Here is a 24,581-nt window from a genome sequence, read left to right as displayed (position 1 = left end):
CTCGCCGGGGGTGAGCAGGCCCCTCGCCTGTGGCGGCTGCTCAGAGCGCTTCCTTGCGCGTGAGGTGGGTGAAGGACAGCCAGCCCGGGAGCACCGGCAGCCAGAAGGTCATCAGCCGGAACAGCAGCACCGCGGGCGTGGCGATCTCCTTCGGCAGCCCGGCCGCGATGAGGCCCAGGGTCAGGGTGGCCTCGACCGCGCCCACACCACCCGGTGTCGGGGCGGCCGAGCCCAGCGCGTTGCCCGCCAGGAAGACGACGGCGATGCTCGCGTAGCTGAGCTCCCCGCCGAACGCCCGGATCGAGGCGTCCAGGCACATCACGAACGCCAGCGTCAGCAGCAGCGTGCCGCCGATGCCGGTCAGCAGTTTCTGCGGCCGCTGCATGACGTCCAGCATCCGCGGCACGACGCCCGCGAACAGTGACCGGACCCGGGTGGAGACGAACTTCCGCAGCGGCGGGATGGCTGTGACGATCAGACCCAGCACCGCCGCCGTCAGCAGCCCGGCGATCACCGTGCGCGAGGGCGAGAGCGAGGGGGTGCGCTCGGTTCCGGTGATGTAGCCGAAGGTCATCAGCAGCATGATGTGCAGGCCGAGGCCCACCAGCTGGGAGGCGCCGACGCTGGCCACCGCGAGCCCGGGCCGTACGCCCGCCCGCTGCAGGAAGCGCGTGTTCAGCGCGACACCGCCGACCGCCGCCGGGGCGACCAGCTTCACGAACGACCCGGCGATCTGCGCCAGCACCGTACGGACGAAGGGCACCTTCTCGGGGACGAAGCCGAGGAGGTTGAGCGCGGCGGCGACGTAGGTGAGCGCCGCGAAGGCCAGCGCCGCCGCCACCCAGGCCCAGTTCGCCTCGCTGATGACGTCCTTGAAGCTGACGTGCGTCAGCTGGGAGAGCAGGAAGTACGCGGCGAAGGCGCCCGCGATAAAGCTGACCAGGGTGCGCGGCCTGACCCGCTCCAGCCGGGCCGGCTCGACCGGTGCCTGTGGCCGGATCAGCAGGATCTGCTTCCGGATCTGCACCAGCAGATCCTCCTCGCGGGCCTCCTCGATCGCCTCGTCGATGGCCTTCTTCTCGGCGCTCTTCTCGGCCCGTACGGATTTGCGCTCCGCGCGTGTGGCACCGCGGTGGGGTTCCGCGGCCGTGGCGCCGCCGCTCGCCTCACGCGCGGCTCGCGACGCCTCCAGCACCGCTTCACGCTCCCGCTGCGCCCGCTCCTTGGCCTGCTGCCGCAGCGTGGCGCTGGTGGTCCGGCTGAGGGCGATGGGCTGCAGCAGCGGCAGGCTGTCGGCGACCGTGTCGGGCCCCAGGACGTCCACCGCGGCCGCCACCGAACGCTCGGCGCCGACCCGCAGTCCCAGCGTTGTCAGCAGCTGGGCGATGTCCATCCGCAGTACGAGATCGCCGGCCGCGATCTCGCCGCCGCTCAGATCCGTCAGGACCACCGCGCCGGAACGATCCACCAAAATCGCGTCACCCACCAGGCGGCGGTGTGCGATGCGCCGCGACTGGAGCGCCTTCACCTGCTCCCAGGTGCTGCGCAGCAGATCGTCGGTGAGCATCTCGTCGGGCAGCGCGTCCAGGGTGCGGCCGTCGGTGTGCTCGTAGACGAGCATCACGGCGTCCGGGCCCAGTTCGGAGGTGGCGATGAGCCTGGGGGCGTTGGCGCCGGCCGCGATGGCCGCGTAGGCGAGCAGCGCCTCCTGCTCCAGGGCCTGGCGCAGCGACTGGAGGCTGCGGCGCTCGGTGATGCCGCGCAGCGCGAGCCGGCGCCACACGCGGTAGTAGAAGCCCTGCGCCTGCTGCTCGCGGTCGACGACGGTCACGTCGAGCGGGGGGCCGTCCTCCAGCGTGACCAGATATCGGCGGCCCCGGTCCGGGCGGTCGGCGTCGCCGCCGTCCTCGGCGCGCAGCGCGCTGACGGGGTGGAAGCCGACGCGTCGCAGGCCGGCGAGAAGAGTCTGGCCGGTTGGCCGCACGTTCGGGGAGCCGACCGCGTAGAGCGTGCCGTACGCGACTGCCCAGCCGATCAGCACGGTGAGGATGATCGAGAACGGTGTGGCGTAGCCGCCGACGAGGACGGTGAAGACGTTGAGCAGGAGAACCGCCCACAGGGCCACCCGCCAGCGGGGCCGTCGCGCCATCCCGACCGCCGTCATATAGGCGATGACGGGTGCCAGGTAGCCGTGCACGGGGTCGGTGATGGTGCCGCTCGGCGCCTGCTGGGTGAGCGCGTCCTGGATGGACTCGGGGGCGGCCCGGGCGACCCACAGATCGGTGGAGAGCGAGATGCCGTGCGCCAGTACGGCCGCCAGCACGCCGTCCGCGATGCGCAGACCGTCTCGCTTGATCAGCCGCTCGACGGCGAAGGCGACCGGGACGATCAGGACGGCGACGCTGGAGGCGAAGCCGGTGAAGCTGATCAGCAGCGGGGGCGTGTGGCCGGCCCCCTTGCCGATGTCCTTTTCCAGGCCTTGGGTCGTGCCGTGCGCGAACGCGGCGATGGCCAGGACGATGGCGATGCCGAGGATGCCCAGCAGCAGCCGTACCAGGTCGGAGGGGCGGTGCACGCGCGCGGGGAGCAGCGGCTCGTCGCCCGAGACGCTGTCCGTGGGCTCCTCGGCTCCCTCGGCCTTCCGGTCGCCAGGGCCGCCGTCCGCAGGGGGGTGGTCCGTGGAGCCGCGGTCCGTGGGGGTGCCGCGGTCCATGGGGGTGCGGTCGTGCGGCTCGGCCCCGGTGCCCTCGGCATGCGGGCGCGACGACGCGCCAGAGATGCCGGCCTCCTCCGGAGGCTGGGCACTCTGCTCGGCCGTCTCTTTATCTCGTATCACCACTCACCGCCCGGAAGATGGTGGCATGACCGAAGACCGGCGGGGGTCATCAGGGTGCGATTCGGGGGCGCAGGAGGCGGAGAGTACGCCTTGACGCGGTGTGGTGCACGCGTCGGCAGGGCTTGGGACGCAGGGGCCGCGGCGGCGGAGCCCGGCCGCTGTCGGTGGTGTGCGGCAGGATGGGACGAATGAGTCGGGAGAGGACGTCGGAAGGCGCCGCGGAGACCGCGGGAGAGCTGCCGGAGTACGCGGAGCGGGTGCTGGAAGTCGCGGAGCTGATTCCGCCCGGCCGGGTGATGACATACGGGGACGTCGCCGAGTGGCTGGCGGAGGGAGGCCCGCGGCAGGTCGGCCGGGTGATGGCCCTGTACGGGGGCGGCGTGCCCTGGTGGCGCGTCGTACGGGCGGACGGCGTGCTGCTGCCCGGGCACGAGCTGCGAGCCCTCGGCCACTACCGGGCCGAGGGCACCCCGCTGCGCGAGGCAGCCCGTGCCGCCGCCGGCCACCTGCCGAAGATCGACACGGCAAGGGCCCGCTGGGATGGCGCGTCCGGTGGCACCGCGGCTGGTGGAGAGCACGAAGGAGCTCATATCTGACAGCTTCCGCCATTCGACCGGTCGGATGCTGATCACAGGCCCTCGCGCGGTACGCGCAGTACGGGACGAGCCGGAGGGATGGGCCGGAGGGATGGGCCGGACGCGCTGCGGCCCGCCCTTCCAGGGGCGTAGCGTCAGGAGCTCGCAGCACACAGCCCTCCCCGGCGTCTCACAGGGCTCATACGATTGCACTGCCCCACAGCGCCCAGCACTCTCAGAACACCCACCAGAACCGGCGATCCACGTGAGCTCCTCCTCCTCGTCCGCTTCGCCGCACCGGCAGGTACGGCAGCCGGACCCTGGCGTGTACCGGCTGGTGCGCACCGCGCCGGCGCCGGTGGATCCTCCTGTTCTGGACGCACGGCAGCGCGCCGTGGTTGACCATCCCGGCGGGCCGCTCCTTGTACTCGCCGGGCCGGGCACCGGCAAGACGACCACCCTTGTGGAGGCTGTCGCCCAGCGAGTGGCGGGTGGGACCGACCCGGAGCGGATTCTGGTCCTCACGTTCAGTCGCAAGGCGGCGGTCGAGCTTCGGGACCGGGTGGCGGCCCGGCTGGGAGGGGCTCGCGGGCCGCAGGCGACGACCTTCCACTCGTACTGCTACGCGCTGGTGCGCGCCCACCAGGACGTCGAGCTGTTCGTCGACCCGCTGCGGCTGCTGTCCGGCCCGGAGCAGGACGTGATGGTCCGCGAGCTGCTCGCCGGGCAGGCTGAGCTGGAGCGGGAGGGGCGGGCCGCGGTCCGCTGGCCCGACGAGCTGCGCTCCTGCCTGACCACCCGCGGCTTCGCGGACGAGGTGCGCGCGGTGCTGGCGCGCAGCCGGGAGCTGGGGCTCGGGCCGGAGGCGCTGGGCGCGTTCGCGGCGCGGACCGGGCGGCCGGACTGGGGCGCGGCGGCCGCGTTCCTGGCGGAGTACCTGGACGTGCTCGACGCCCGGGGGGTGCTCGACTACGCCGAACTGGTGCACCGGGCCGTGCTGCTCGCGGAGCGTCCGGAGGTCGCGGCGGAGCTCGGCGCCCGGTACGACGCCGTCTTCGTCGACGAGTACCAGGACACGGACGCGGCGCAGGTGCGGCTGCTGCGCGCACTGGCCGGGAACCCCCAGAGGTGTGGCGGACGCGGGCCCGGCCGGACGCTCGTGGCCTTCGGTGACCCGGACCAGTCGATCTACGCCTTCCGTGGCGCCGATGTGAACGGCATTCTCGACTTCCCCCGATCCTTTCCGCGGGCCGACGGGAGCCCCGCGGAGGTCAAGGTGCTCGGCACCTCCCGTCGTTCTGGTGCCGCTCTGCTGGCCGCCACCCGGCTGATCACCCGCCGGATGCCGCTGACCCGACTGCCGGCGGACGCCGTACGCGCTCACCGCGACCTGGCAGCCGCACGGGACGGCGGCCGCGTCGAGGTCTTCACCTATCCGACGGCGGGCGCGGAGCTCGACAACGTCGCCGACATCCTCCGCCGCGCCCACTTGGAGGACGGCGTGCCATGGCACGAGATGGCGGTGCTCGTACGCGCCGGAGGGCGCACAATTCCCTCCGTGCGCCGTGCCCTTGCCTCCGCCGGCGTGCCCGTGGAGGTCGACGGCGACGACCTCCCGCTCCGCCACGAACCGGCGGTCGCCCCGCTGCTGACGGCGCTCCGCGTCGCCGCGACGGCGGCCCTGCCGGGACCGCGCCCGGCAGACGGAGGGACCCCACCGGTCACGGCCGCGGAGAACGGACCGGCCGACTCCAGCGCCTCCCCCGAGCCGGCGGGCGCTATCGACGTCGAAACCGCGATCAGCCTGCTGACCTCGCCGCTCGGCGGCATGGACAGCGCCGATCTGCGGCGGCTCGGCCGGGCGCTGCGCGACGAGGAGCGGGCCGCGGGCCGGCCCGTACCGCGGCCATCCGATGTGCTCATCGCCGAAGCGCTCGCCGAGCCCGAGCGGCTGGTGGCCCACGACCCGGCGTACGCCCGCGGCGCCCAGCGGCTCGGGCTGCTGCTGCGCAAGGCGCGCGAACTGCTGGCCGGCGGCGGCACCGCCGAGCAGGCGCTGTGGGAGCTGTGGGACGGCACGCCCTGGCCGCAGCGCCTGGAGCGGGCGGTCCTGCGCGGCGGCGCCGCCGGCCGCAACGCGGACCGCGATCTCGACGCCGTCTGCGCGCTGTTCGAGACCGCGGCCCGCGCTGAGGAGCGCACGGGCGGCCGCGGTGCCCTCAACTTCCTGGAGGAGGTCGAGGCGCAGGACATCGCCGCCGACACCCTCTCCGGCCGCACTGTCCGCCCCGATGCCGTACGGCTGATGACCGCACACCGCTCCAAGGGCCTGGAGTGGCGGCTGGTGGTCGTCGCGGGCGTGCAGGAGGGCCTGTGGCCGGACCTGCGGCGCCGCGGCTCGCTCCTCGAAGCCGACCGGATCGGCCGCGACGGCCTCGCCGAGCCCCTCACCCCCGGTGCCCTGCTCGCCGAAGAGCGGCGGCTGTTCTACGTGGCGGCCACCCGCGCCAAGGAGCGGCTCGTCGTCACCGCCGTCAAGGCCCCGGCAGAGGACGGCGACCAGCCGTCCCGCTTCCTCACCGAACTCGGCGTCGAGCCGATCGACATAGCCCACCGCCCCCGCCGGCCGCTGTCCGTCGCCGCACTCGTCGCCGAACTGCGCGCCACCACCGTCGACCCCCAGGTCTCGCCCGCGCTGCGCGACGCCGCCGCCCAGCGGCTGGCCCGGCTTGCCGCGCTGCGGGACGACCACGACCAGCCGCTCGTACCGTCGGCGCACCCGTACCGCTGGTGGGGCCTGTACGAGCGCACGCACAGCGAGGTCCCGCTGCGCGACCGCGACCACCCCGTGGCGCTCTCCGGCAGCGCCCTCGACCAGCTGGCCAACACCTGTTCGCTGCAGTGGTTCCTCGGGCGCGAGGTGAAGGCCGACACCCCCTCCACCACCGCGCAGGGCTTCGGCAACGTGGTGCACGTCCTGGCCGACGAGGTGGCCTCCGGCCGTACGCCCGCGGACCTGGCCGTCCTCATGGAGCGGCTGGACTCCGTGTGGGACGCCCTCGCCTTCGATGCGCCGTGGAAGTCGCAGCAGGAGAAGGAGCAGGCCAGAGCCGCGCTGGAGCGGTTCCTGCGGTGGCATGTGATGGACCGCGCAGACCGGTCCGCCGTCGCCACGGAGCACGACTTCGACGTGACTCTGGAGGCCGGCCCCAACACCGTACGCATCCGCGGCAGCATGGACCGGGTCGAGGCGGACGGCGAGGGCCGGGCCTACGTGGTCGACTTCAAGACCGGGAAGACCAAGCCCAGCGGCCCTGAGGTCGCCCGTCACCCGCAGCTCGCGGTATACCAGCTCGCCGTACGGGAGGGCGCGGTGGACAGCGCCTTCGGGGGGCGTACGCCCGAGCCAGGGGGCGCGGAGCTGGTACATCTGCGCCTGGGCGCGCCCAAGCGCGACGGCGGCGAGCAGCTGCCCACGGTGCAGGCCCAGCAGGCCCTCGAGGGGGAGTGGGTGGGGGAGTTGCTGGCCACTGCGGCGGGCCGGGTCCTCGACGAGCGTTTCGCGCCGAGCACCGGCCAGCACTGCCAGCACTGCACGTTCCGCAGCTCCTGCACCGCGCAGCCCGAGGGCCGGCACATCGTGGAGTGAGCCCCTCGGCCGGTGTGGATGGCCGGCCCGGGTTGTCAGTGGGCCCCGTTAGCCTCACTCGGGTGTCAGCGCGCATCACCGACCCCGAGGAGCTCAAAGAGCTCCTCGGCATCCCGTTCACTCCGGAGCAGACGGCCTGCATCACCGCGCCGCCCGCTCCGCAGGTGATCGTGGCCGGAGCCGGCTCCGGGAAGACGACGGTGATGGCGGCCCGCGTCGTCTGGCTGGTCGGCACCGGCCGGGTCGCGCCCGAGCAGGTCCTCGGGCTGACGTTCACCAACAAGGCCGCGGGCGAGCTGTCCGAGCGGGTCCGCAAGGCCCTGGTCAAAGCCGGTGTGGCGGAGGCCGGCGGCCACGACGAGGGTGCCGGCCTCGACGATGTGCTCGGCGAGCCGCAGATCTCCACCTATCACGCGTTCGCCGGGCAGCTTCTGAAGGAGCACGGGCTGCGCATAGGGCTCGAGCCCACCGCCCGGCTGCTCGCCGACGCCACGCGCTACCAGCTCGCCGCGCGCGTGCTGCGCAGTGCCCCCGGCCCGTATCCGGCGCTCACCAAGTCCCTCCCCGGCCTTGTGGAGGACCTGCTCGCCCTGGACGCCGAGCTGTCCGAGCATCTTGTCCCCGCCGAGGACCTGCGCGCGTACGACACCGAGCTGCTGGGCCTCCTCGAGGGCGCGGGGCTCAGCAACGCCGACCTGCGCAAGGCGCCCGAGGCCGCCCGCGCCCGCCTGGAACTCCTTGAACTCGTCCGCGCGTACCGGGAGGAGAAGCGCCGCCGCGATCTGCTCGACTTCGGCGACCAGATCGCCCTGTCCGCGACCCTGGTCCGTACGCACCCCGAGGTCGGCCGGATCCTGCGCGAGCAGTACGCGGTCGTGCTGCTCGACGAGTACCAGGACACCTCGGTCGCCCAGCGGATCCTGCTCTCTGGCCTCTTCGGCGAGGGAACGGGCCACGCTGTCACCGCTGTCGGCGACCCCTGCCAGGCGATCTACGGCTGGCGCGGTGCCTCCGTCGCCAACCTCGACGACTTCCCCGACCACTTTCGCGGAGCCGACGGCCGCCCGGCGCAGCGCTTCGCCCTCAGCGAGAACCGTCGCAGCGGCGGCCGCCTCCTCGGCCTCGCCAACCGGCTCGCAAGCCCGCTGCGCGCGCTCCACGCGGGCGTGCAGGCGCTGCGCCCCACGCCCGGAGCTGAGCGCGACGGCACAGTCCGCTGCGCGCTGCTGCCCACCCACGCCGAGGAGCTGGCCTGGCTGGCCGACTCCATCGCCCACCTGATCCGGACGGGCACGCCACCCGGCGAGATCGCGGTGCTGTGCCGTACGGCCGCCGACTTCGCGCAGATCCAGGGCGCGCTGGTGGAGCGCGACGTGCCGGTCGAGGTGGTGGGCCTGTCCGGCCTTCTGCACCTGCCGGAAGTGGCCGACCTCGTAGCCGTCTGCCAGGTGCTGCAGGACCCGACGGCCAACGCCGCGCTCGTACGGCTGCTGATCGGGCCCCGCTGGCGTATTGGACCCCGCGACCTGGCGCTGCTGGGCCGGCGCGCCCGGGCGCTCGTACGGCACGAGACGGACGACCCCGGGGACGATCCTGACCGGCGGCTGGCCGAGGCGGTCGCGGGCGTCGACCCGGCCGAGGTCGTCTCCCTCGCCGACGCGCTCGACACGTTCCTGCAGGCGGACGGCCCCGACGACGGGCTGCCCTTCTCCCCGGAGGCCCGGGTCCGCTTCGCACGGCTCGCGGCCGAACTGCGCGATCTGCGGCGCTCGCTCGGCGACCCGCTCATGGACGTACTGCACCGGGTGCTGGCCACGACCGGCCTGGAGGTCGAGCTGTCCGCCTCGCCGCATGCGCTGGCCGCCCGCCGCCGCGAGACGCTGGGGAACTTCCTCGATGTCGCCGCGTCCTTCGCCGCCCTGGACGGTGAGGCCACCCTGCTCGCCTTCCTCGGCTTCCTGCGCACGGCCGTGCAGCACGAAAAGGGCCTGGACAACGCCCTGCCCGGCGGCGACAACACGGTGAAGGTGCTTACCGCGCACAAGTCCAAGGGGCTGGAGTGGGACGTCGTGGCCGTGCCGGGGCTGGTCGCCAAGCAGTTCCCGAGCGAGCAGGCGCGCGAGTCGTGGATCTCCAACGCCAAGGTGCTGCCGCACGCGCTGCGCGGCGACGCCGCCACCCTGCCCGAGATGGGGGCATGGGACAGCAAGGGGATGGCCGCCTTCAAGGCCGCGATGAAAGACCATCAGGCCACCGAGGAGCTGCGGTTGGGCTATGTGACGTTTACCCGCCCCCGCTCGCTGCTGGTCGGCTCGGGCCACTGGTGGGGGCCGAACCAGAAGAGGCCGCGCGGCCCGTCCGCGTTCCTCGAGGCGTTGCGCGAGCACTGCGAGGCGGGGCATGGCGAGGTCGAGGCCTGGGCGGAGCGGCCCGAGGAGGGCGAGGAGAACCCTGCCCTGAGGGAGGCCGTGGCCGACCAGGCGTGGCCCTTGCCGCTCGACCCGGGCGCACTGGAGCTCCGCCGCCGCGCGGCGGACACGGTGCTGGCACATCTGCGACGCCTCACCGGGCACGGGGCGGACGGTCCGGGCTGCGCGCCGGGCGCGGACGCGCCTGTTTCGCCCAGCGAGCCGACCCCCGCCTACGACCCGGACTGGCCCCCGGAGGACGGCCCGTACGAGCCGGAGGACGACCCTGACGAGGAGGGCGCCGACACCGCCGACTGGGACGCCTGGCCGACCGAACGCCCCTCCGCACCGGCCCCCGATGCTGCGACCGGCTCGGTGCCCAGGCCGCGCCTCGCCGAAGGGGCCGGTGCCTCCGGGCCCGGGACCGCCCCCGCCGGCGAGGAGCCCGCGCTGACGCCGGAGGAAGCTCGAAGCGTCGCCTCCTGGGACCGGGACCTGGACGCCCTCACAGGTGAACTGCGCCGCGCCCGCGCGGGCGTACGCGACGTACCGCTGCCCGTGTCCCTCAGCGCGTCACAGCTGCTGCACCTCGCCGCCGACGCCGACGGCTTCGCGCGCGAGCTGGCCCGACCCATGCCACGGCCCCCGCACCCCGCCGCGCGCCGCGGCACCCGCTTCCACGCCTGGGTGGAGTCCCGCTTCGAGGAACTGCCGCTGCCCCTCCTCGGCCCGGATGAGCTGCCCGGCGGCTTCGACGACGAGATGGACGTCGAGATCGCCGACGAGCGGGATCTGGCGGCGCTGAAGGAGGCGTTCGAGCGCACCGAGTACGCCCGCCGCACCCCGCACCGCGTCGAAGCGCCGTTCCAGATCACGCTCGCGGGCCGGGTGATCCGAGGCCGGATCGACGCCGTCTACCGGGAGCCGGGCCCGGACGGCAGCGACGCCTACGAGATCGTCGACTGGAAGACCGGCCGCGCCCGGTCCGGCGACCCTCTTCAGCTCGCGGTCTACCGCCTCGCCTGGGCGGAGCAGCACGATCTGCCGCTGTCGGCGGTCAGCGCGGCATTTCTGTACGTCCGCAGCGGTGAGGTGGTCCGCCCTCCCGGTCTGCCGGACCGCGCCGCCCTCGAGCGTCTGCTGCTCGACGGGACGCCACCCACCGTGGACCGGAGCGGGGATCCGGCCGGAGCGCGGGACGTATCCGCAGTGAACGCCCGCCCGCAGGCCAGATAGGCTCGCGTGCATGAGCGACACCCCGGACAACGCCGTCCGCGCCTACATCGACGAACACCGAGCCGCCTTCCTCGACGACCTCGCCGAGTGGCTGCGCATCCCCTCCGTGTCGGCCGACCCGGACCGCGCGGCCGACGTACGGCGCAGCGCCGACTGGCTGGCCGCCAAGCTGCGCGAGACCGGCTTTCCGGTCGTGGAGGTCTGGGAGACCCCCGGGGCGCCCGCCGTTTTCGCCGAGTGGCCGTCCGGCGACCCGGACGCCCCCACCGCGCTGGTGTACGGCCACCACGACGTGCAGCCGGCCGCCCGCGAGGACGGCTGGCACAGCGAGCCCTTCGAGCCGGAGATCCGCGACGGCCGGCTGTACGCCCGGGGCGCCGCCGACGACAAGGGCCAGGTGTTCTTCCACACCCTCGGCGTACGCGCCCACCTCGCCGCGACCGGCCGCACCGCCCCTGCCGTCAACCTCAAGCTGCTGATCGAGGGCGAGGAGGAGTCCGGCTCCCCGCACTTCCCCGAGCTGATACGGACCCACGCCGACCGCCTCGCCTGCGACACCGTGATCGTGTCCGACACCGGCATGTGGTCCGAGGACACCCCCACGGTGTGCACCGGCATGCGAGGCCTCACCGACTGCCAGATCGACCTGTACGGGCCGGACCAGGACATCCACTCCGGCTCCTTCGGCGGCGCGGTGCCGAACCCCGCCACCGAGGCCGCCCGGCTCGCCGCCGCCCTCCACGACGACGACCGCCGCGTCGCCATCCCGGGCTTCTACGACGGCGTCACCGAGCTGACCGACCGCGAGCGCGCGCTCTTCGCCGAGCTGCCCTTCGACGAGGCCGCCTGGCTGCGCAGCGCCCACTCCCACGCCGCGCTCGGCGAGCGGGGCCACACCACCCTGGAACGGATCTGGGCTCGCCCGACGGCCGAGGTCAACGGCATCAGCGGCGGTTACCAGGGGCCCGGCGGCAAGACCATCGTGCCGTCCACCGCCCAGCTGAAGCTCTCCTTCCGGCTGGTCGCCGGCATGGACGCGGAGAAGGTGCAGCAGGCCGTACGCGACTGGGTGGCGGCCCAGCTCCCCGCCGGGATCCGGCACGAGATCACCTTCTGGGGTGCGACCCGCCCCTGCCTGACCCCGCTCGATCACCCCGCCCTGCAGTCCGTCGCCAGGGCCATGGGCCGCGCGTTCGGCCAGAAGATCCTCTTCACCCGTGAGGGCGGTTCCGGCCCGGCCGCGGACCTGCAGGACGTACTCGGGGCGCCGGTGCTGTTCCTGGGGATCTCCGTGCCGTCCGACGGCTGGCACGCACCGAACGAGAAGGTGGAGCTGGACCTCCTCGTGAAGGGTGTCGAAACCGCCGCGTACCTTTGGGGCGATCTGGCGGAGAATGGCCGGGCCGACTGATCGATCAGACGGCGATCACCGTCGCATCGATCAGGCACCGGCTCGTGCGCCTCGGTGTACGACTCGATGTACGACCTGTCCCGCCCGTCTCGGGATCTGTCTCGCAGGGAGAGTTGGAGCTGCTGTGACCACCTGGACCGACCGGACCGCCGTTCCGCAGATCCCGCAGGTCCCGCTCACCGCCGCGAGCGGGATCGACCGCGCGGCGCACCACCGGCTGGACGAGGCATGGCTCGCCGCGGCCTGGAGCCACCCCACCACGCGCGTCTTCGTCGTCTCCGGCGGCCAGGCGCTGATCGACGACACCCCGGACGGCCGTACCGAGCTGGTCATGACGCCGTCCTTCGAGGCCCCGCCGACCGAGACGCACCGGTATTTCCTCGGCCGGGACGCCGACGGGGTGCGCTACTTCGCACTGCAGAAGGACGCGCTGCCGGGGCGTATGGACCAGTCGGCGCGGCCGGCCGGGCTCCGGGAGGCCGGGGCGCTGCTGTCCGACCGCGACGCCGCGCTGCTGGTGCACGCCGTCGCGCTGGAGAACTGGCAGCGGCTGCACCGCTTCTGCTCACGCTGCGGTGAGCGCACGGTCGTCGCGGCGGCGGGCCACATCCGCCGCTGCCCGGCCTGCGGCGCGGAGCACTACCCGCGTACGGACCCGGCCGTGATCATGCTCGTGACGGATGACCAGGACCGGGCTCTGCTCGGGCGGCAGGTGCACTGGCCCGAGGGCCGCTTCTCGACGCTCGCCGGGTTCGTCGAACCGGGCGAGTCGATCGAGCAGGCCGTGGTCCGCGAGGTCGCGGAGGAGGCCGGGGTGGCGGTCGGCGAGGTGGAGTACGTGGCCAGCCAGCCGTGGCCGTTCCCGTCGAGCCTGATGCTCGGGTTCATGGCGCGGGCCCTGTCCTCGAAGATCGAGGTGGACGGGGAGGAGATCCACGAGGCGCGCTGGTTCTCACGGGATGAGCTGGAGGCCGCGTTCGCTTCGGGCGAGGTGCTGCCGCCGTCCGGGATCTCGATCGCGGGGAGGCTGATCGAGATGTGGTACGGGAAGCCGCTGCCCGCGGGAGTCCCGCGCTGAAAGACGGACCCGCCCACCGGCCCCTCCAGGGGGCAGGTGGGCGGGAAATCTCGCGCCGAAATGCCGGGCGGCCGGGCGGGCGCCCGGCGGGCGACGGTCAGGCGACGCCGATCTTCTCCTTGACCTGGGCCAGGGAAGGGTTGGGGAGGGCCGAGCCGTCGGAGAACAGCACGGTCGGCACCAGCTGGTTGCCGTTGTTGACCTTCTCCACGAACGTGGCCGACTCGGGGTCCTGCTCGATGTTGATCTCGGTGTACGCGATGCCCTCGCGGTCCAGCTGGCTCTTCAGCCGGCGGCAGTAGCCGCACCACGTGGTGCTGAACATCGTCACAGTGCCCTGCAGTGGTCCCTGCATCGGTCCTCGCGCTCCCTTGTGTCGGTCAGGTTCTTCTCTGGCGTCCTTGGTCTGATGCCGGTGGTAGAACATGCAACCTTGACCGGCCATTCCCGGCATTCTCACGGATGTGTCCGCGCTCACCCGGGACGCCGTCCACAGGGCCGCGTATGAGTACGACCGGAAGGGCACAGCTGTGGACAACGGCCACGGCCGTCTCCGGCGACCTGGCAGCATGGCGGGGTGACAGCAGCTACGCCATCCACTCTGTTCCCACAGGACCCCATGGCAACCGAGTACGCGGCTCCGCCACGCGATGCCGACGCGGTGCTCGACGGGCTCGACCCCGAGCAGCGCGAGGTCGCCACGGCCCTGCATGGTCCGGTGTGCGTGCTGGCCGGGGCCGGCACGGGCAAGACGCGCGCGATCACCCATCGGGTCGCCTACGGCGTGCGTGCGGGGATACTCCAGCCCACGAGCGTGCTCGCGGTCACCTTCACCAACCGGGCGGCAGGGGAGATGCGCGGCCGGCTGCGGCAGCTCGGCGCGGGCGGGGTCCAGGCCCGTACGTTCCACTCGGCCGCTCTGCGGCAGCTGCAGTACTTCTGGCCGCGGGCGGTCGGCGGAGAACTGCCGCGGCTCGTGGAGCGCAAGATCCAGCTGGTCGCCGAGGCCGCCGCCCGATGCCGTATCCGGCTGGACCGCAACGAGCTGCGGGACGTCACGGCCGAGATCGAGTGGGCGAAGGTCACCCAGACCGTGCCCGAGGACTACCCAGCGGCCGTCGCCAAGTCCGCCCGGGAGGCGCCCCGCGACCCCGCGGAACTCGGGCGGATCTACGGCACATATGAGCAGCTCAAGCGGGACCGGGGCGTCATCGACTTCGAGGATGTGCTGCTGCTGACCGTCGGCGTGCTCCAGGACCGGCCCGACATTGCCGACCAGGTCCGCCGCCAGTACCAGCACTTCGTCGTGGACGAGTACCAGGACGTCAGCCCGCTGCAGCAGCGGCTGCTGGACCTGTGGCTGGGTGACCGGGACAGCCTGTGCGTGGTGGGTGACGCCAGCCAGACGATCTACTCCTTCACCGGTGCGACGCCCGACCATCTGCTGAACTTCCGCACCCGCCACCCGAATGCCACGGTCGTGAAGCTGGTGCGCGACTACCGCTCCACGCCCCAGGTGGTACACCTCGCCAACGGCCTGCTGGCGCAGGCCCGGGGCCGGGCCGCCGAGCACCGGCTGGAGCTGATCTCGCAGCGTGAGGCGGGGCCCGAGCCGGTCTACACCGAGTTTCCCGACGAACCGGCCGAGGCGGAGGGCACGGCCCGCCGTATCCGTGAGCTGATCGATGCGGGTGTCCCGGCGAGCGAGATCGCCGTGCTCTACCGCGTCAACGCGCAGTCGGAGGTCTATGAGCAGGCCCTCGCCGACCACGGTGTGCCCTACCAGATGCGGGGCGCGGAGCGGTTCTTCGAGCGGCCCGAGGTACGGGAGGCGGGCATGCTGCTGCGTGGCGCCGCCCGCGCCGGAGGGTCCTCGGAGCCGGGGCTGGACGAGGCCGATGTGCCCTCCCAGGTGCGGGCCGTGCTGGCCACTCGCGGCTGGACGACCGAGCCCCCCGCAGGATCCGGCGCCGTACGGGACCGCTGGGAGTCGCTGGCGGCGCTGGTGCGCCTCGCCGAGCAGTTCTGTGCGAGCCGCGCCGCGGCGGGCGTGGAGGTCACCACGCTCGCCGACTTCGTGGCCGAGCTCGACGAGCGGGCCGGCGCCCAGCACGCGCCGACCGTCGAAGGCGTCACGCTGGCATCGCTGCACGCCGCCAAGGGCCTGGAGTGGGACGCGGTGTTCCTGGTCGGCCTCACCGAGGGCACGATGCCGATCACCCACGCCAAGACCGACGAACAGATCGAGGAGGAGCGCCGGCTGCTGTACGTCGGAGTGACACGCGCCCGCGTGCACCTCACCCTGTCCTGGGCGCTGTCCCGTTCGCCGGGCGGGCGTGCCGGCCGCCGCCCGAGCCGGTTCCTGAACGGACTGCGGCCGGGCTCCAGCGGCTCCGGGGCTCGCACGGCCGGTGGGGGCGGTGGCATTGAGCGCGGCAGCGGCGGCAGGCGTAAGAGGCGCGGCCCGGTCCAGTGCCGGGTGTGCGGGCGCACGTTGACCGATGCCGGCGAGATGAAGCTGATGCGCTGTGAGGGCTGCCCCTCAGATCTGGACGAGGAGCTCTACGAGCGGCTGCGTGACTGGCGGTTGGAGCAGGCCAAGCAGCTCGCCCAGCCGGCGTACTGCGTCTTCACCGACAAGACACTGATGGCCATCGCGGAGGCGGTGCCGGCGAACGAGTCCGAACTCGCCGCCATCCCCGGGGTGGGTGGCCGCAAGCTGGAGCGGTTCGGAGCGGATGTGCTGGCGCTGTGCGCGGGCGAAGAGCCCAGCCAACAGGGCGAGGTGGAGCCTACGGACGGCTGATACAAAGTCGTCGCGAAAATAGTTTGCGCATGCCGCCGGATTGCCCATAGGTTCTCTTCCACGGGCAGGACTTGTCCGTCGCGAGGCCGTACTGGCCTGCGAGAAGCCCCTTCGGGGGTGGGTCACCGCCTTCCGGAGACGGATGGCACGGGCCTTGGCCCACGATGAACCGAACAGATGGACTGGTTCACACCGGTCCCCGAGACGCCGAGAGGAGGCGAGCCCAATGATCAGCATCAACAAACTGGCCGGTCGCGAGGTCATCGCCTCCTGCCTGCCCGGCGTCTCCTTGCTGCGTGGCACCGGTCTGTCCGGCGCTGCCGAAGCACGTCTCGTCGAGCGTTTCGTCGAGCGCGGCATTGTCGCGGTCAATGAGCGACCGACCCAGGCACCGGCGGCAGTAGCAGCGGTAGCGGCCTCGGCCTATGCCCTTGCGGCCAAGGGTGCCGACCTCCAGCAGATGTGGACCGACGGCGGTTTCGCCAGCGGTACGTCCTCTGCGGCCGAGCACCACACGATGCGGGCCTTCCGCGGGCTCGAACCCTGGAAAGATCCAGCCTGATCGCAAGATCAGGTCGGCACCTTCCAGGGCCGCGGAACCCGAACCGGGATCCGCGGCCCTTTCCGTTGTCCGAGAACACAGCGTCCACACCGGCAGCGGAATCGGAAAGCCACCCGGTACCGACCGGATCCCGGCCCACCAGGCCGGGCCGACCAGACGAGGAAGACAGCGACCGTGCCCAGCCCAGCGCACGTCCCGTCCGTACCGCACTCGCAAGCGATCCCCCCGCCCGGCTCCACGGAGGTCCCCTTGACTCAGCCGACCCAGCTCACCGTGCTCGACGACGAGATCGAGCGCCTTGGCGAGCTCGTCCCCTGCCGCAGCTACGACCCGGAAGTCTTCTTCGCCGAGTCGCCGGCCGACGTCGAGTACGCCAAGTCGCTCTGCCAGACCTGTCCGCTGCGCGAGCCCTGCCTCATCGGCGCCAAGGACCGGCGCGAGCCGTGGGGCGTGTGGGGCGGCGAACTGTTCGTCCAGGGCGTTGTCGTACCCCGGAAGCGGCCGCGTGGCCGCCCGCGCAAGAACCCGGTCACGGCATGACCGGCACCATCGACCGCCCCATCACGCACAACCCCCAGAAGCAGGTCCCGACGATGAAGCCGTCCGCCTACGAGCCGACCGCCGGCGAAACCCCAGCCCGAACCACCTCCGGCGCAGCCCACTCGCGCCAGAACAGGAACCGTGAGATGCAACTCATCCAAGAAGCCCTGGCTCGCGCCCATATGCAGCAACGACTGTACGAGGCCGAGTCCGAGCGCAAGGCCGTGCGCCTCGCCGCCGCCCGGCGCATGCAGCGCCGTGCCGAGCGCGCCTCGCTGCGCGCCCGCCGCGCTCTGGCCATGGCCGTTATGCAGTAGACGCGGCAGCGTCCGGAACCATGCGGGGCCGTCCCTCGCGGGGACGGCCCCGCCCTTCGTGGCTCGTCCGTGTGCGTTGCGGCCCGGCTGCTGAGGCTGCCGGGGATATCGTCGACAGGTGAACCACCAGAACCATCACGCTTCCCCACGGGGTGCGGGTAACCAGTACGTGGTGTGCGCCCGCTGCGGCGTCACCGCGGCGGGACCGAACCCGCCCGTGACCTGGACCTGCTCCGTCGAGAACGGCAGCCGTCAGTACTTCTGCGAGAACTGCGCCCGGGACAACATCAGGGCCATCGAGGGGCGGCTCGACTCCTCCTGGTGGTGAGCCCTCGCAAACGGCTAGGAGTCCGCTGCGGTGCCGTCCTCGGCCGCCGGCTCCGGAACGGCGTCGGTGTCCTGGGACTCCGCGAACCCGGGCAGCCAGGCAGTGAGTTCCTCGCGCAGCCGGACCGTCGCTCCCAGCTGACACAGCACGCCGATGGTGCTCAGGGTCACCCGGTGTATCAGCAGATAGGCCGGGGGCAGATTGAGCTGGCGGCCCAACTCGTACGCGGGTGACCGAGGATCGGCGATCCGCGCCGCCTGGGTGCGCATCCAGCTCCGGGTGAAGGTGAACTCCTCCAGGCGCGCGGGCTCGATGATGGGCAGCAGGTAGTCCAGCACCGCATCCGGATCCAGTTCGATCGTCGGCTTGACGAACCCCTCCTCGCACAACATCGCGTACACCGCGTCGGCGTCTCCGTCGAGCGTCATACGCAGCGCGGTACCGATGGTCGGCGGCAGTCCTCCGGGCAGCCGGTCCACGGTGCCGAAATCCAGGACACCCAGCCGCCACTTCTCCGGCGGCCCGTCGGGCGCGTCGCCAACCAGAAGCCGGAAGTTCCCCGGGTGCGGATCGGCGTGCAGCAGCCCCGTGCGCGCCGTGCCGGAGAAAAGGAAGTGGCCCAGCAACTGGCCTGCGCGATCCCGCTCCGCCTGCCCGCCGTGGGTGATGACCTCGGAGAGAGGCACACCCTCCATCCACTCGGTGACCAGCACCCGGTCGCTCTGGTGGACCACATCGGGCACCACCACAGCCGGATCACCCGCGAACTCCGCCGCATGCGCCCGCTGGGCTTCCGCCTCCAAGGCGTAGTCCAGTTCCTCCGAGACCCTGTCGCGCAATTCGGTGATGAGGGGCTTGATGTCCATCCCCGGGATCAGCGGCCCCAGCAGCCTGGCGAACCGGCCCAACTGGGTGAGGTCCGACAGCAGTGCCTCGCCCGCGCCCGGATACTGCACCTTGACCGCCACCTCACGGCCGTCGTGCCAGACCGCGCGATGGACCTGGCCGATCGAGGCCGCGGCCGAGGGCTTGTCCTCGAACTCTTCGAACAGATCGTGCCAGTCTTCGCCGAAGCTCTCCTCCAGCACCCCGTGGACCGTACGCGTCGGCATCGGCGGAGCGGCTTCCTGAAGTTTGGTCAGCGCCGCCCGGTACGGGCCCGCGATCTCTTCCGGCAGCGCCGACTCGAAGACCGACAGGGCCTGCCCGAACTTCATCGCACCGCCCTTCAACTCACCCAAGACTCGGAAGAGTTGCTCAGCTGTGCGCTGCTGCAGTTCACGGCCGACGATCTCGGCCGACCGTCCGCCGATCCGCTTGCCGAGCCCCCAGGTGGCCCGGCCGGCGAACCCCAGTGGCAGCGCAGCCAACTTGGCGGTACGCGTCACCGCCTTGCGGGGAAGATCAGACATTCGCCCTCCAACTCCACTGCATTCCCCCCAAGGGTTCCCCTCAGGGCCGCGCCGCAGGCGGCGGTCACCCGGTCATTGTCCCGTGCCATGCCTCCGCAACCGAGAGAGATTCCTCATCGTTCGCGGCCGAAGCCGCTGCGGTGGCAGCGCCGCAGGCACAGTCAGGATGTGCTGCGATCGGCCGTGCTTCCCAGGTCAGATCCGGAAGCACCAACTCCAGCCGCGCACCGGCACTCACCGGAACCCGCCCGTCCAGGAGCGACACCGCATGCGCGGCAGCCAGCCCCGCGACCACCGTCGCCAGCGCGGTGTCACACGCGGGCACCCTCGCGCTGCGCCCCGACCGCCACTGGGCGAGCATCCGCGGCCATGCAGCCTCCCGTTCTGCCCGGTCCAGCTCCAGACAGCCCGCACACGCCGAAACCCCCGGCAACACCAGCGGCCCGACGACGCCAGTGCCCTCGATCACACCCGCGTAGAGATGAGGTGTCCCCGCCGCGACAAGCGGCTCGGCGAGGACCGGGTCCGGGGCGTACGCCGCCAGACCGTCGCGCGGCGCCAGCACCACCAGTGCCGCCCCAGGCTCGCCAGACCCGGCGGCCTCCATAGGCCGGCGCGAACGGGGAGCGGTGGTGGCTGCCCGTACCAGACGGCGCGCCGCCACATTCCGCCGTTCCCCGACGGACTCGGGCGGCAGCCCGGCCGGCGCGACATCCCACGGCTCCACGCAGCCGCCGTCCATCACATCGACCTGCCCCACCCCCGACGCGGACAGAGCCGCCGCGACCGCCGCACCCACCCGGCCGGCTCCCCGCACCTGCACCCGCACAGCCGCCCGGGCCGCCATCCGCCGTATCGCGGCGCCGGGTTCGGGATGCACCACGGACAGCGATGCCAGATCCGGCCGGAGCCGCTCCCAGCCCTCGCCCCCGTCCCGTACCCCGCCCCCGTCCCCTGCGCGGTGCCGGTCTCCCGCCTGCGGCCCGGCGTCCGCGGTGGGATCGTCCAGCAGTCCGGCCGCGACCAGCCGCTCCACCAACTCGTCTGCATGGCTGGCCGGCAGGCCCATCGCCTTGGCCTCCTCACGCAGCAGTGGCAGGCCGCGCGTACCGTCGAGCAGGTTCAGAAAACTGCCCGTCGCGGTGTCGACCGGGCCCACCACCACGGCGTGCGCCGCGGCCACGCCGAACTGTACGGTCTGTCGGTTTCGCCAGCCGCGCCGCAGCGCGGGCTTGAGCATCGGATGCATGGTCGCCCCCCGTAGATCGATCCGAACGGTTCCCAGCATGCCCGCGCCGCCCGACCGCCGCGGAAAGTTGTCCACAGGACCGGGCATTAGTCATTCAAGTGGTGCACCCCGCGGGCTACATGCCCAGCGATCCGTTCGAGGGGCAGGACTTCCCGCGCCCCCAGCAGGTAACGTCGGGGCGTGCCAGCCGACCCACCGCAGCGCGCCGCAAATGTGAGGCGCAGCACATCCAGCCAGCCGACTCGCGGCTCCGGGACGAGCGCGGTCGAGGTCCGCAGGAGCGCTCGGCGGCGCCGGACAGTCTCCGCCTATCGCGAGGGGGACCGCACCGTTGTCCTGATTCCAGCCCGTATGTCCGAGGCCGAGGAGCAGCGCTGGGTGACCGTCATGCTCGACAAGCTGGCGGCGCAGGAGAGCAGGCGGATGCTGGACGACAGCGCGCTCGCCAGGCGGGCCGAGCAGCTGTCCGACCAGTACCTGGGCGGCCGCGCCCAGCCGGCGACGGTCCGCTGGGTCACCAACCAGAACACCCGCTGGGGCTCGTGCACTCCGGCCGAGGGCAGCATCCGGCTGTCACACCGGCTCCAGGGAATGCCCGACTACGTCATCGACTACGTGCTCGTCCACGAGTTGGCACATCTGCTGGTGCCCGGGCACGGCCCCCGCTTCTGGCGGCTGCTGGAGGCCTATCCGCGGACCGAACGGGCCCGCGGATACCTCGAAGGCGTGGTCGCGGCGGAGCGGCTGCCGCACCTGCCCGCCGCCCGGCAGGAATGACCAATCGCGGCGGACCTCCTCGGCCCTTGCTCAGAGCAGGGCGCGAGTACGGTCGACCAGCCGGACGACGGACTCGTCCGCCACCGCGGCCACCTCGTCGTAGCCGAACCAGCGCAGGTCCAGCGACTCGTCGCTGATCGCAGCCGCCGCGCCGTCCGGTGCGAGCGCCGCGTACTGCACATCCAGGTGCCACGCGCAGGGCGTGTGGTGGCGGTCCAGGCGCACGGGACCGCCGGGCAGAAGCGTCAAACCGCCGATCCCGGACTCCTCCGTGGCCTCGCGCAGGGCCGCGCCCGCGAGGGTCGTGTCCTGCGGCTCGCAGTGCCCGCCCATCTGAAGCCACATCCGCAGCTTGCGGTGGAGGGTGAGCAGCACCCGCCCACGTGCCGGGTCGACCACCAGGGCGCTCGCCGTGATGTGGCCGTCCCGGCACGCCTTCCACATCCCGTCCTCGGGGTGCGCGGCCAGATGGTCTCCGTATGCCAGGCGCAGCCGTTCCTGATCAGCGTCCGGCGCGGGCCACTCCTCAAGCGCCCGCGCCGCGTCCTTGAGCAGACTCACCGCTCGCTGTCGTCCTCACCGGAGTCCTTGCCGGACCCCTTGCCGCCCTGGTCGTCCCCGCTGTCCTTGTCGAGCTTCGGCTTGTCCGCGCCGCCCGCGGCCTCGCCGAGCATCTTGTCGAGTTCGGAGAAGTCCAGCTGCTCGCGGTGCACGAAGCCGTCGGGGTCGTCCAGGTCCTGCGCCGTCGGCAGCATGTCCGGGTGCGCCCACAGCGCGTCGCGCCCGTCGAGCCCGCGCGCATCGGTCAGCGATGCCCACAGCCGTGCGGCGTCCCGCAGCCGCCGGGGCCGCAACTCCAGGCCGATGAGCGTCGCGAACGTCTGCTCCGCGGGGCCGCCGCTGGCGCGCCGGCGGCGCAGCGTCTCGCGCAGCCGGTCGGCGGACGGCAGGTGCGGAGCGGCCGCCGCGTGCACCACCGCGTCCACCCAGCCCTCCACCAGCGCGAGGGCGGTCTCCAGCCGGGCGAGCGCCGCCTTCTGCTCCGGGGTGTCCTCCGGCTGGAACATCCCCTGCTGCAGGGCGTCCTGAAGCTGCTCGGGGTGCGTGGGGTCGAGCTGGCCGACGACGTCCTCGAGCTTGGCGGTGTCGACCTTGATCCCGCGCGCGTACCCCTCGACCGCGCCGAACAGATGCGAGCGCAGCCACGGCACGTGCGCGAAAAGCCGCTGGTGGGCGGCCTCGCGCAGAGCGAGGTAGAGGCGCACCTCGTCCTGCGGCACGCTCAGGTCCCGTCCGAAGGCCTCGATGTTCAGCGGCAGCAGCGCCGCCTTGCCGACAGGCCCGAGCGGCAGGCCGATGTCGGTGGAGCCGACCACCTCGCCCGCCAGTACGCCCAGCGCCTGCCCGATCTGGGTGCCGAACATCGCACCGCCCATCGAGCGCATCATCCCGAGCAGCGGGCCGGCCATGGCCTGCATCTCCTCGGGCAGCACATCGCCCATGGCGGCGCCGACCCGCTCCGCGACCGGATCGACCAGGTCCTTCCACACCGGAAGGGTGGTCTCCACCCACTCGGCGCGGCTCCATGCCACGGCCGTGCCAGAGCCGGAGGGGAGCGAGGTGACCCCGTCCAGCCACAGGTCCGCAAGGCGCACGGCCTCCCGGACAGCCGACCGCTCGGCCGGGCCGACGCTCGTGTCCTTGGTGCCGTCGGCCGTGCCCTGCGCGACGGTCTGCCGCGCGATGTCCTTGGCCAGGTCCCAGTTCACCGGCCCGCCCTCGTAGGAGAGCATCTGGCCCAGCTGCTGGAAGGCCGCGCCCAGGTCGTTCGGGTTCAGCGAACCGAACATCGCGGCGAGCGGATTCTCCGCCCCGCCGCCACCGCCGAACCCGAACGGATTCGCCGGGCCCCGGCCGCCGCCCTGATTGCCCTTCTTCTTGCCGTCGTCGCCGTCCTCCGGCTCCTCCGGCGGAAGGCCGAATCCGAATGGGGTGTCACTCACGGGTTTCCTCGGCTCGTAAGGCCGCCGGCCCGGGGCCGACGGCGACTGCCCGACAACACACCCAGCCTAGACACCTGGAGCCGCTGCGGGCCGGGTGCTTCCCTGGGCGGCTGTCTGCGGCAGGATGGACGCCACCTGGTCCGTACGTGTCGCGCGCGTACGTACTGCAGACAACCGCTGGAGACGCCCGGTGAGTTCCCCAGAACCCAACGTTCGTGCAGCGAGCACCCCTGATGTTCGCCAGGGGCGGAATAACGCGGCCCCGGCTGCGCGGCGCCCCGTCGTCGCCGTCACGGGCGCCGCGTCCGGTGTCGGCGCTCTGCTTACCCGGCGGCTCGCCGCGTCCGACGAGGTCAAGCAGGTCGTGGCCATCGACGAGCGTCGCGGCGAGGTGGCCGAGGCGCAGTGGCAGCTGCTCGACGTGCGGGATCCGGCGATCGCCGAGCGGCTGCGCGGGGTCGATGTGGTGGTGCACCTCGCCCTCGACCTGGACCTCGAGACGGATCCCACGGCCCGGACCGCCTACAACGTGCGGGGCACGCAGACCGTCCTGACCGCCGCCGCGGCGGCGGGAGTGCACCGCGTCGTCCTGTGCACCTCGGCCATGGTCTATGGCGCGCACCCGGACAACGATGTGCCGCTCGCCGAGGACGCGGAGCTGCGGGCCACCGCCGAGGCCACCGGCGTCGGCGACCTGCTGGAGATCGAGCGGCTGGGCCGCCGCGCGCCCCGCGCGCACCCGGGCCTGAACGTCACCGTGGTAAGACCCGCCGTCCTGGTCGGCGGTACTGACACCGCCCTCACCCGTTACTTCGAGTCACCTCGCCTGCTGGTGGTCGCCGGCTCTCGCCCCGCCTGGCAGTTCTGCCATGTGGAGGACCTGGTCAGTGCGCTGGAGTACGCGGCCCTGGAGAAGGTCGACGGCGAGCTGGCCGTGGGGTGCGACGGCTGGCTGGAGCAGGAGGAGGTCGAGGAGCTGACCGGCATCCGTCGTATGGAGCTCCCGTCCGCCGTCGCGCTCGGCGCCGCGTCCCGGCTGCACCGGCTGGGCCTGACGCCGTCGCCGGCCGGGGACCTGGCGTACACGATGTACCCCTGGGTGGTCAGCGGCAGTCGGCTGCATGACGCCGGCTGGCGCCCGAAGTGGACGAACGAGGAGGTCCTGGCGGAGCTGCTGGAGGAGGTCGCGGGCCGGCATACGGTCGCGGGCCGCAGGCTGGGCCGCAAGGACGCCACGACGCTTGGCGCCGCCGGCGCGACCGTCGCCCTGGTGGGTACCGCCGCGCTGGTGCGCCGCGCTCGCAAGGCCCGTCGCCGCGGGGTCTAGGCGGGCGGGCTCATTTTTTGGAAATGTAATTCCGTAATTCGGGATTCCGTAATCAGGGCTCGTACGG

General features: G+C 72.5%; 18 protein-coding genes. 12 read left to right on the top strand and 6 right to left on the bottom strand.

Going from position 1 to position 24,581, the window contains the following annotated elements; genetic code table 11:
• Window positions 1-40 precede the first annotated feature (40 nt).
• A complete protein-coding gene (locus ACY34J_RS02715) occupies window positions 41-2,836 on the bottom strand; it encodes a lysylphosphatidylglycerol synthase transmembrane domain-containing protein (RefSeq protein WP_462724722.1) in 2,796 nt (931 codons plus the stop codon).
• A gap of 188 nt (window positions 2,837-3,024) precedes the next feature.
• Here ACY34J_RS02715 and ACY34J_RS02710 point away from each other — a divergent pair, with 188 nt between their 5' ends.
• The 5 genes from ACY34J_RS02710 to nudC all read left to right on the top strand — a co-directional run bounded on the left by ACY34J_RS02710 (window position 3,025) and on the right by nudC (window position 13,193).
• Entirely contained in the window at window positions 3,025-3,432 is a 408-nt protein-coding gene (locus ACY34J_RS02710; RefSeq protein ID WP_462724602.1) for an MGMT family protein, read from the top strand.
• A gap of 244 nt (window positions 3,433-3,676) precedes the next feature.
• Entirely contained in the window at window positions 3,677-7,060 is a 3,384-nt protein-coding gene (locus ACY34J_RS02705) for an ATP-dependent helicase (protein WP_462724603.1), read from the top strand.
• A gap of 62 nt (window positions 7,061-7,122) precedes the next feature.
• Window positions 7,123-10,704: an ATP-dependent helicase gene (locus ACY34J_RS02700; protein WP_462724604.1), complete on the top strand. Its 3,582-nt coding sequence runs from the start codon at window positions 7,123-7,125 to the stop codon at window positions 10,702-10,704.
• A gap of 10 nt (window positions 10,705-10,714) precedes the next feature.
• A complete protein-coding gene (locus ACY34J_RS02695) occupies window positions 10,715-12,115 on the top strand; it encodes a dipeptidase (protein ID WP_462724605.1) in 1,401 nt (466 codons plus the stop codon).
• A 124-nt stretch (window positions 12,116-12,239) separates the two neighbouring features.
• A complete protein-coding gene (gene nudC, locus ACY34J_RS02690; protein ID WP_462724606.1) occupies window positions 12,240-13,193 on the top strand; it encodes an NAD(+) diphosphatase in 954 nt (317 codons plus the stop codon).
• A gap of 97 nt (window positions 13,194-13,290) precedes the next feature.
• Here the strand turns inward: nudC and ACY34J_RS02685 are convergent, their stop codons facing one another.
• Window positions 13,291-13,536 carry a mycoredoxin gene (locus ACY34J_RS02685; protein ID WP_462724723.1) on the bottom strand — a complete coding sequence of 82 codons (246 nt, stop codon included), beginning with the start codon at window positions 13,534-13,536 and terminating at the stop codon, window positions 13,291-13,293.
• Between the two features lie 276 nt (window positions 13,537-13,812).
• Between ACY34J_RS02685 and ACY34J_RS02680 the strand changes: the two genes are divergently transcribed.
• The 5 genes from ACY34J_RS02680 (at window position 13,813) to ACY34J_RS02660 (ending at window position 17,746) form a co-directional block, all read left to right on the top strand.
• A complete protein-coding gene (locus ACY34J_RS02680) occupies window positions 13,813-15,999 on the top strand; it encodes an ATP-dependent DNA helicase UvrD2 (RefSeq protein WP_462724607.1) in 2,187 nt (728 codons plus the stop codon).
• 226 nt (window positions 16,000-16,225) lie between these two features.
• On the top strand, window positions 16,226-16,561 hold the full coding sequence (locus ACY34J_RS02675; RefSeq protein ID WP_462724608.1) for a hypothetical protein: 336 nt from the start codon (window positions 16,226-16,228) through the stop codon (window positions 16,559-16,561).
• Window positions 16,562-16,735: 174 nt separating this feature from the next.
• Complete coding sequence (locus tag ACY34J_RS02670) at window positions 16,736-17,101, top strand: WhiB family transcriptional regulator (protein WP_462724609.1); 366 nt, start codon at window positions 16,736-16,738, stop codon at window positions 17,099-17,101.
• Complete coding sequence (locus ACY34J_RS02665) at window positions 17,098-17,418, top strand: hypothetical protein (RefSeq protein WP_462724610.1); 321 nt, start codon at window positions 17,098-17,100, stop codon at window positions 17,416-17,418. Before ACY34J_RS02670 ends, ACY34J_RS02665 begins: the two co-directional genes overlap by 4 nt.
• A gap of 118 nt (window positions 17,419-17,536) precedes the next feature.
• Window positions 17,537-17,746 carry a hypothetical protein gene (locus tag ACY34J_RS02660; protein ID WP_462724736.1) on the top strand — a complete coding sequence of 70 codons (210 nt, stop codon included), beginning with the start codon at window positions 17,537-17,539 and terminating at the stop codon, window positions 17,744-17,746.
• A gap of 14 nt (window positions 17,747-17,760) precedes the next feature.
• Here ACY34J_RS02660 and ACY34J_RS02655 read toward each other — a convergent pair whose 3' ends face one another.
• On the bottom strand, window positions 17,761-19,158 hold the full coding sequence (locus ACY34J_RS02655) for an ABC1 kinase family protein (RefSeq protein ID WP_462724611.1): 1,398 nt from the start codon (window positions 19,156-19,158) through the stop codon (window positions 17,761-17,763).
• 64 nt (window positions 19,159-19,222) lie between these two features.
• A complete protein-coding gene (locus ACY34J_RS02650) occupies window positions 19,223-20,407 on the bottom strand; it encodes a TOMM precursor leader peptide-binding protein (protein ID WP_462724612.1) in 1,185 nt (394 codons plus the stop codon).
• A gap of 180 nt (window positions 20,408-20,587) precedes the next feature.
• Between ACY34J_RS02650 and ACY34J_RS02645 the strand changes: the two genes are divergently transcribed.
• On the top strand, window positions 20,588-21,184 hold the full coding sequence (locus ACY34J_RS02645) for a M48 metallopeptidase family protein (protein ID WP_462724613.1): 597 nt from the start codon (window positions 20,588-20,590) through the stop codon (window positions 21,182-21,184).
• A 30-nt stretch (window positions 21,185-21,214) separates the two neighbouring features.
• Here the strand turns inward: ACY34J_RS02645 and ACY34J_RS02640 are convergent, their stop codons facing one another.
• Together ACY34J_RS02640 and ACY34J_RS02635 are read right to left on the bottom strand one after the other, a co-directional pair.
• Window positions 21,215-21,745, bottom strand: coding sequence for an NUDIX hydrolase (locus ACY34J_RS02640; RefSeq protein ID WP_462724614.1), 531 nt, complete (start codon window positions 21,743-21,745; stop codon window positions 21,215-21,217).
• Window positions 21,742-23,187 carry a zinc-dependent metalloprotease gene (locus ACY34J_RS02635; RefSeq protein WP_462724615.1) on the bottom strand — a complete coding sequence of 482 codons (1,446 nt, stop codon included), beginning with the start codon at window positions 23,185-23,187 and terminating at the stop codon, window positions 21,742-21,744. Before ACY34J_RS02635 ends, ACY34J_RS02640 begins: the two co-directional genes overlap by 4 nt.
• A gap of 190 nt (window positions 23,188-23,377) precedes the next feature.
• On the opposite strand from ACY34J_RS02635, the gene ACY34J_RS02630 reads away from it, so the two are divergent.
• Window positions 23,378-24,514 carry an SDR family oxidoreductase gene (locus ACY34J_RS02630; protein ID WP_462724616.1) on the top strand — a complete coding sequence of 379 codons (1,137 nt, stop codon included), beginning with the start codon at window positions 23,378-23,380 and terminating at the stop codon, window positions 24,512-24,514.
• Window positions 24,515-24,581 lie beyond the last annotated feature (67 nt).

This window comes from Streptomyces sp. HSS9-12 (assembly GCF_054963655.1).
The sequence above is the reverse complement of the archived record's forward strand: the minus strand, read 5'-3'. Positions and strand labels throughout refer to the sequence as shown.

Excerpts from the sequence above, each read along its gene's own strand:
- ACY34J_RS02710 (WP_462724602.1), top strand. The coding sequence starts at position 3,025 with ATGAGTCGGGAGAGGACGTCGGAAGGCGCCGCGGAGACCGCGGGAGAG.
- ACY34J_RS02695 (WP_462724605.1), top strand. The coding sequence starts at position 10,715 with ATGAGCGACACCCCGGACAACGCCGTCCGCGCCTACATCGACGAACAC.
- ACY34J_RS02680 (WP_462724607.1), top strand. The coding sequence starts at position 13,813 with ATGGCAACCGAGTACGCGGCTCCGCCACGCGATGCCGACGCGGTGCTC.
- ACY34J_RS02675 (WP_462724608.1), top strand. The coding sequence starts at position 16,226 with ATGATCAGCATCAACAAACTGGCCGGTCGCGAGGTCATCGCCTCCTGC.
- ACY34J_RS02665 (WP_462724610.1), top strand. The coding sequence starts at position 17,098 with ATGACCGGCACCATCGACCGCCCCATCACGCACAACCCCCAGAAGCAG.
- ACY34J_RS02655 (WP_462724611.1), bottom strand. The coding sequence starts at position 19,158 with ATGTCTGATCTTCCCCGCAAGGCGGTGACGCGTACCGCCAAGTTGGCT.
- ACY34J_RS02650 (WP_462724612.1), bottom strand. The coding sequence starts at position 20,407 with ATGCATCCGATGCTCAAGCCCGCGCTGCGGCGCGGCTGGCGAAACCGA.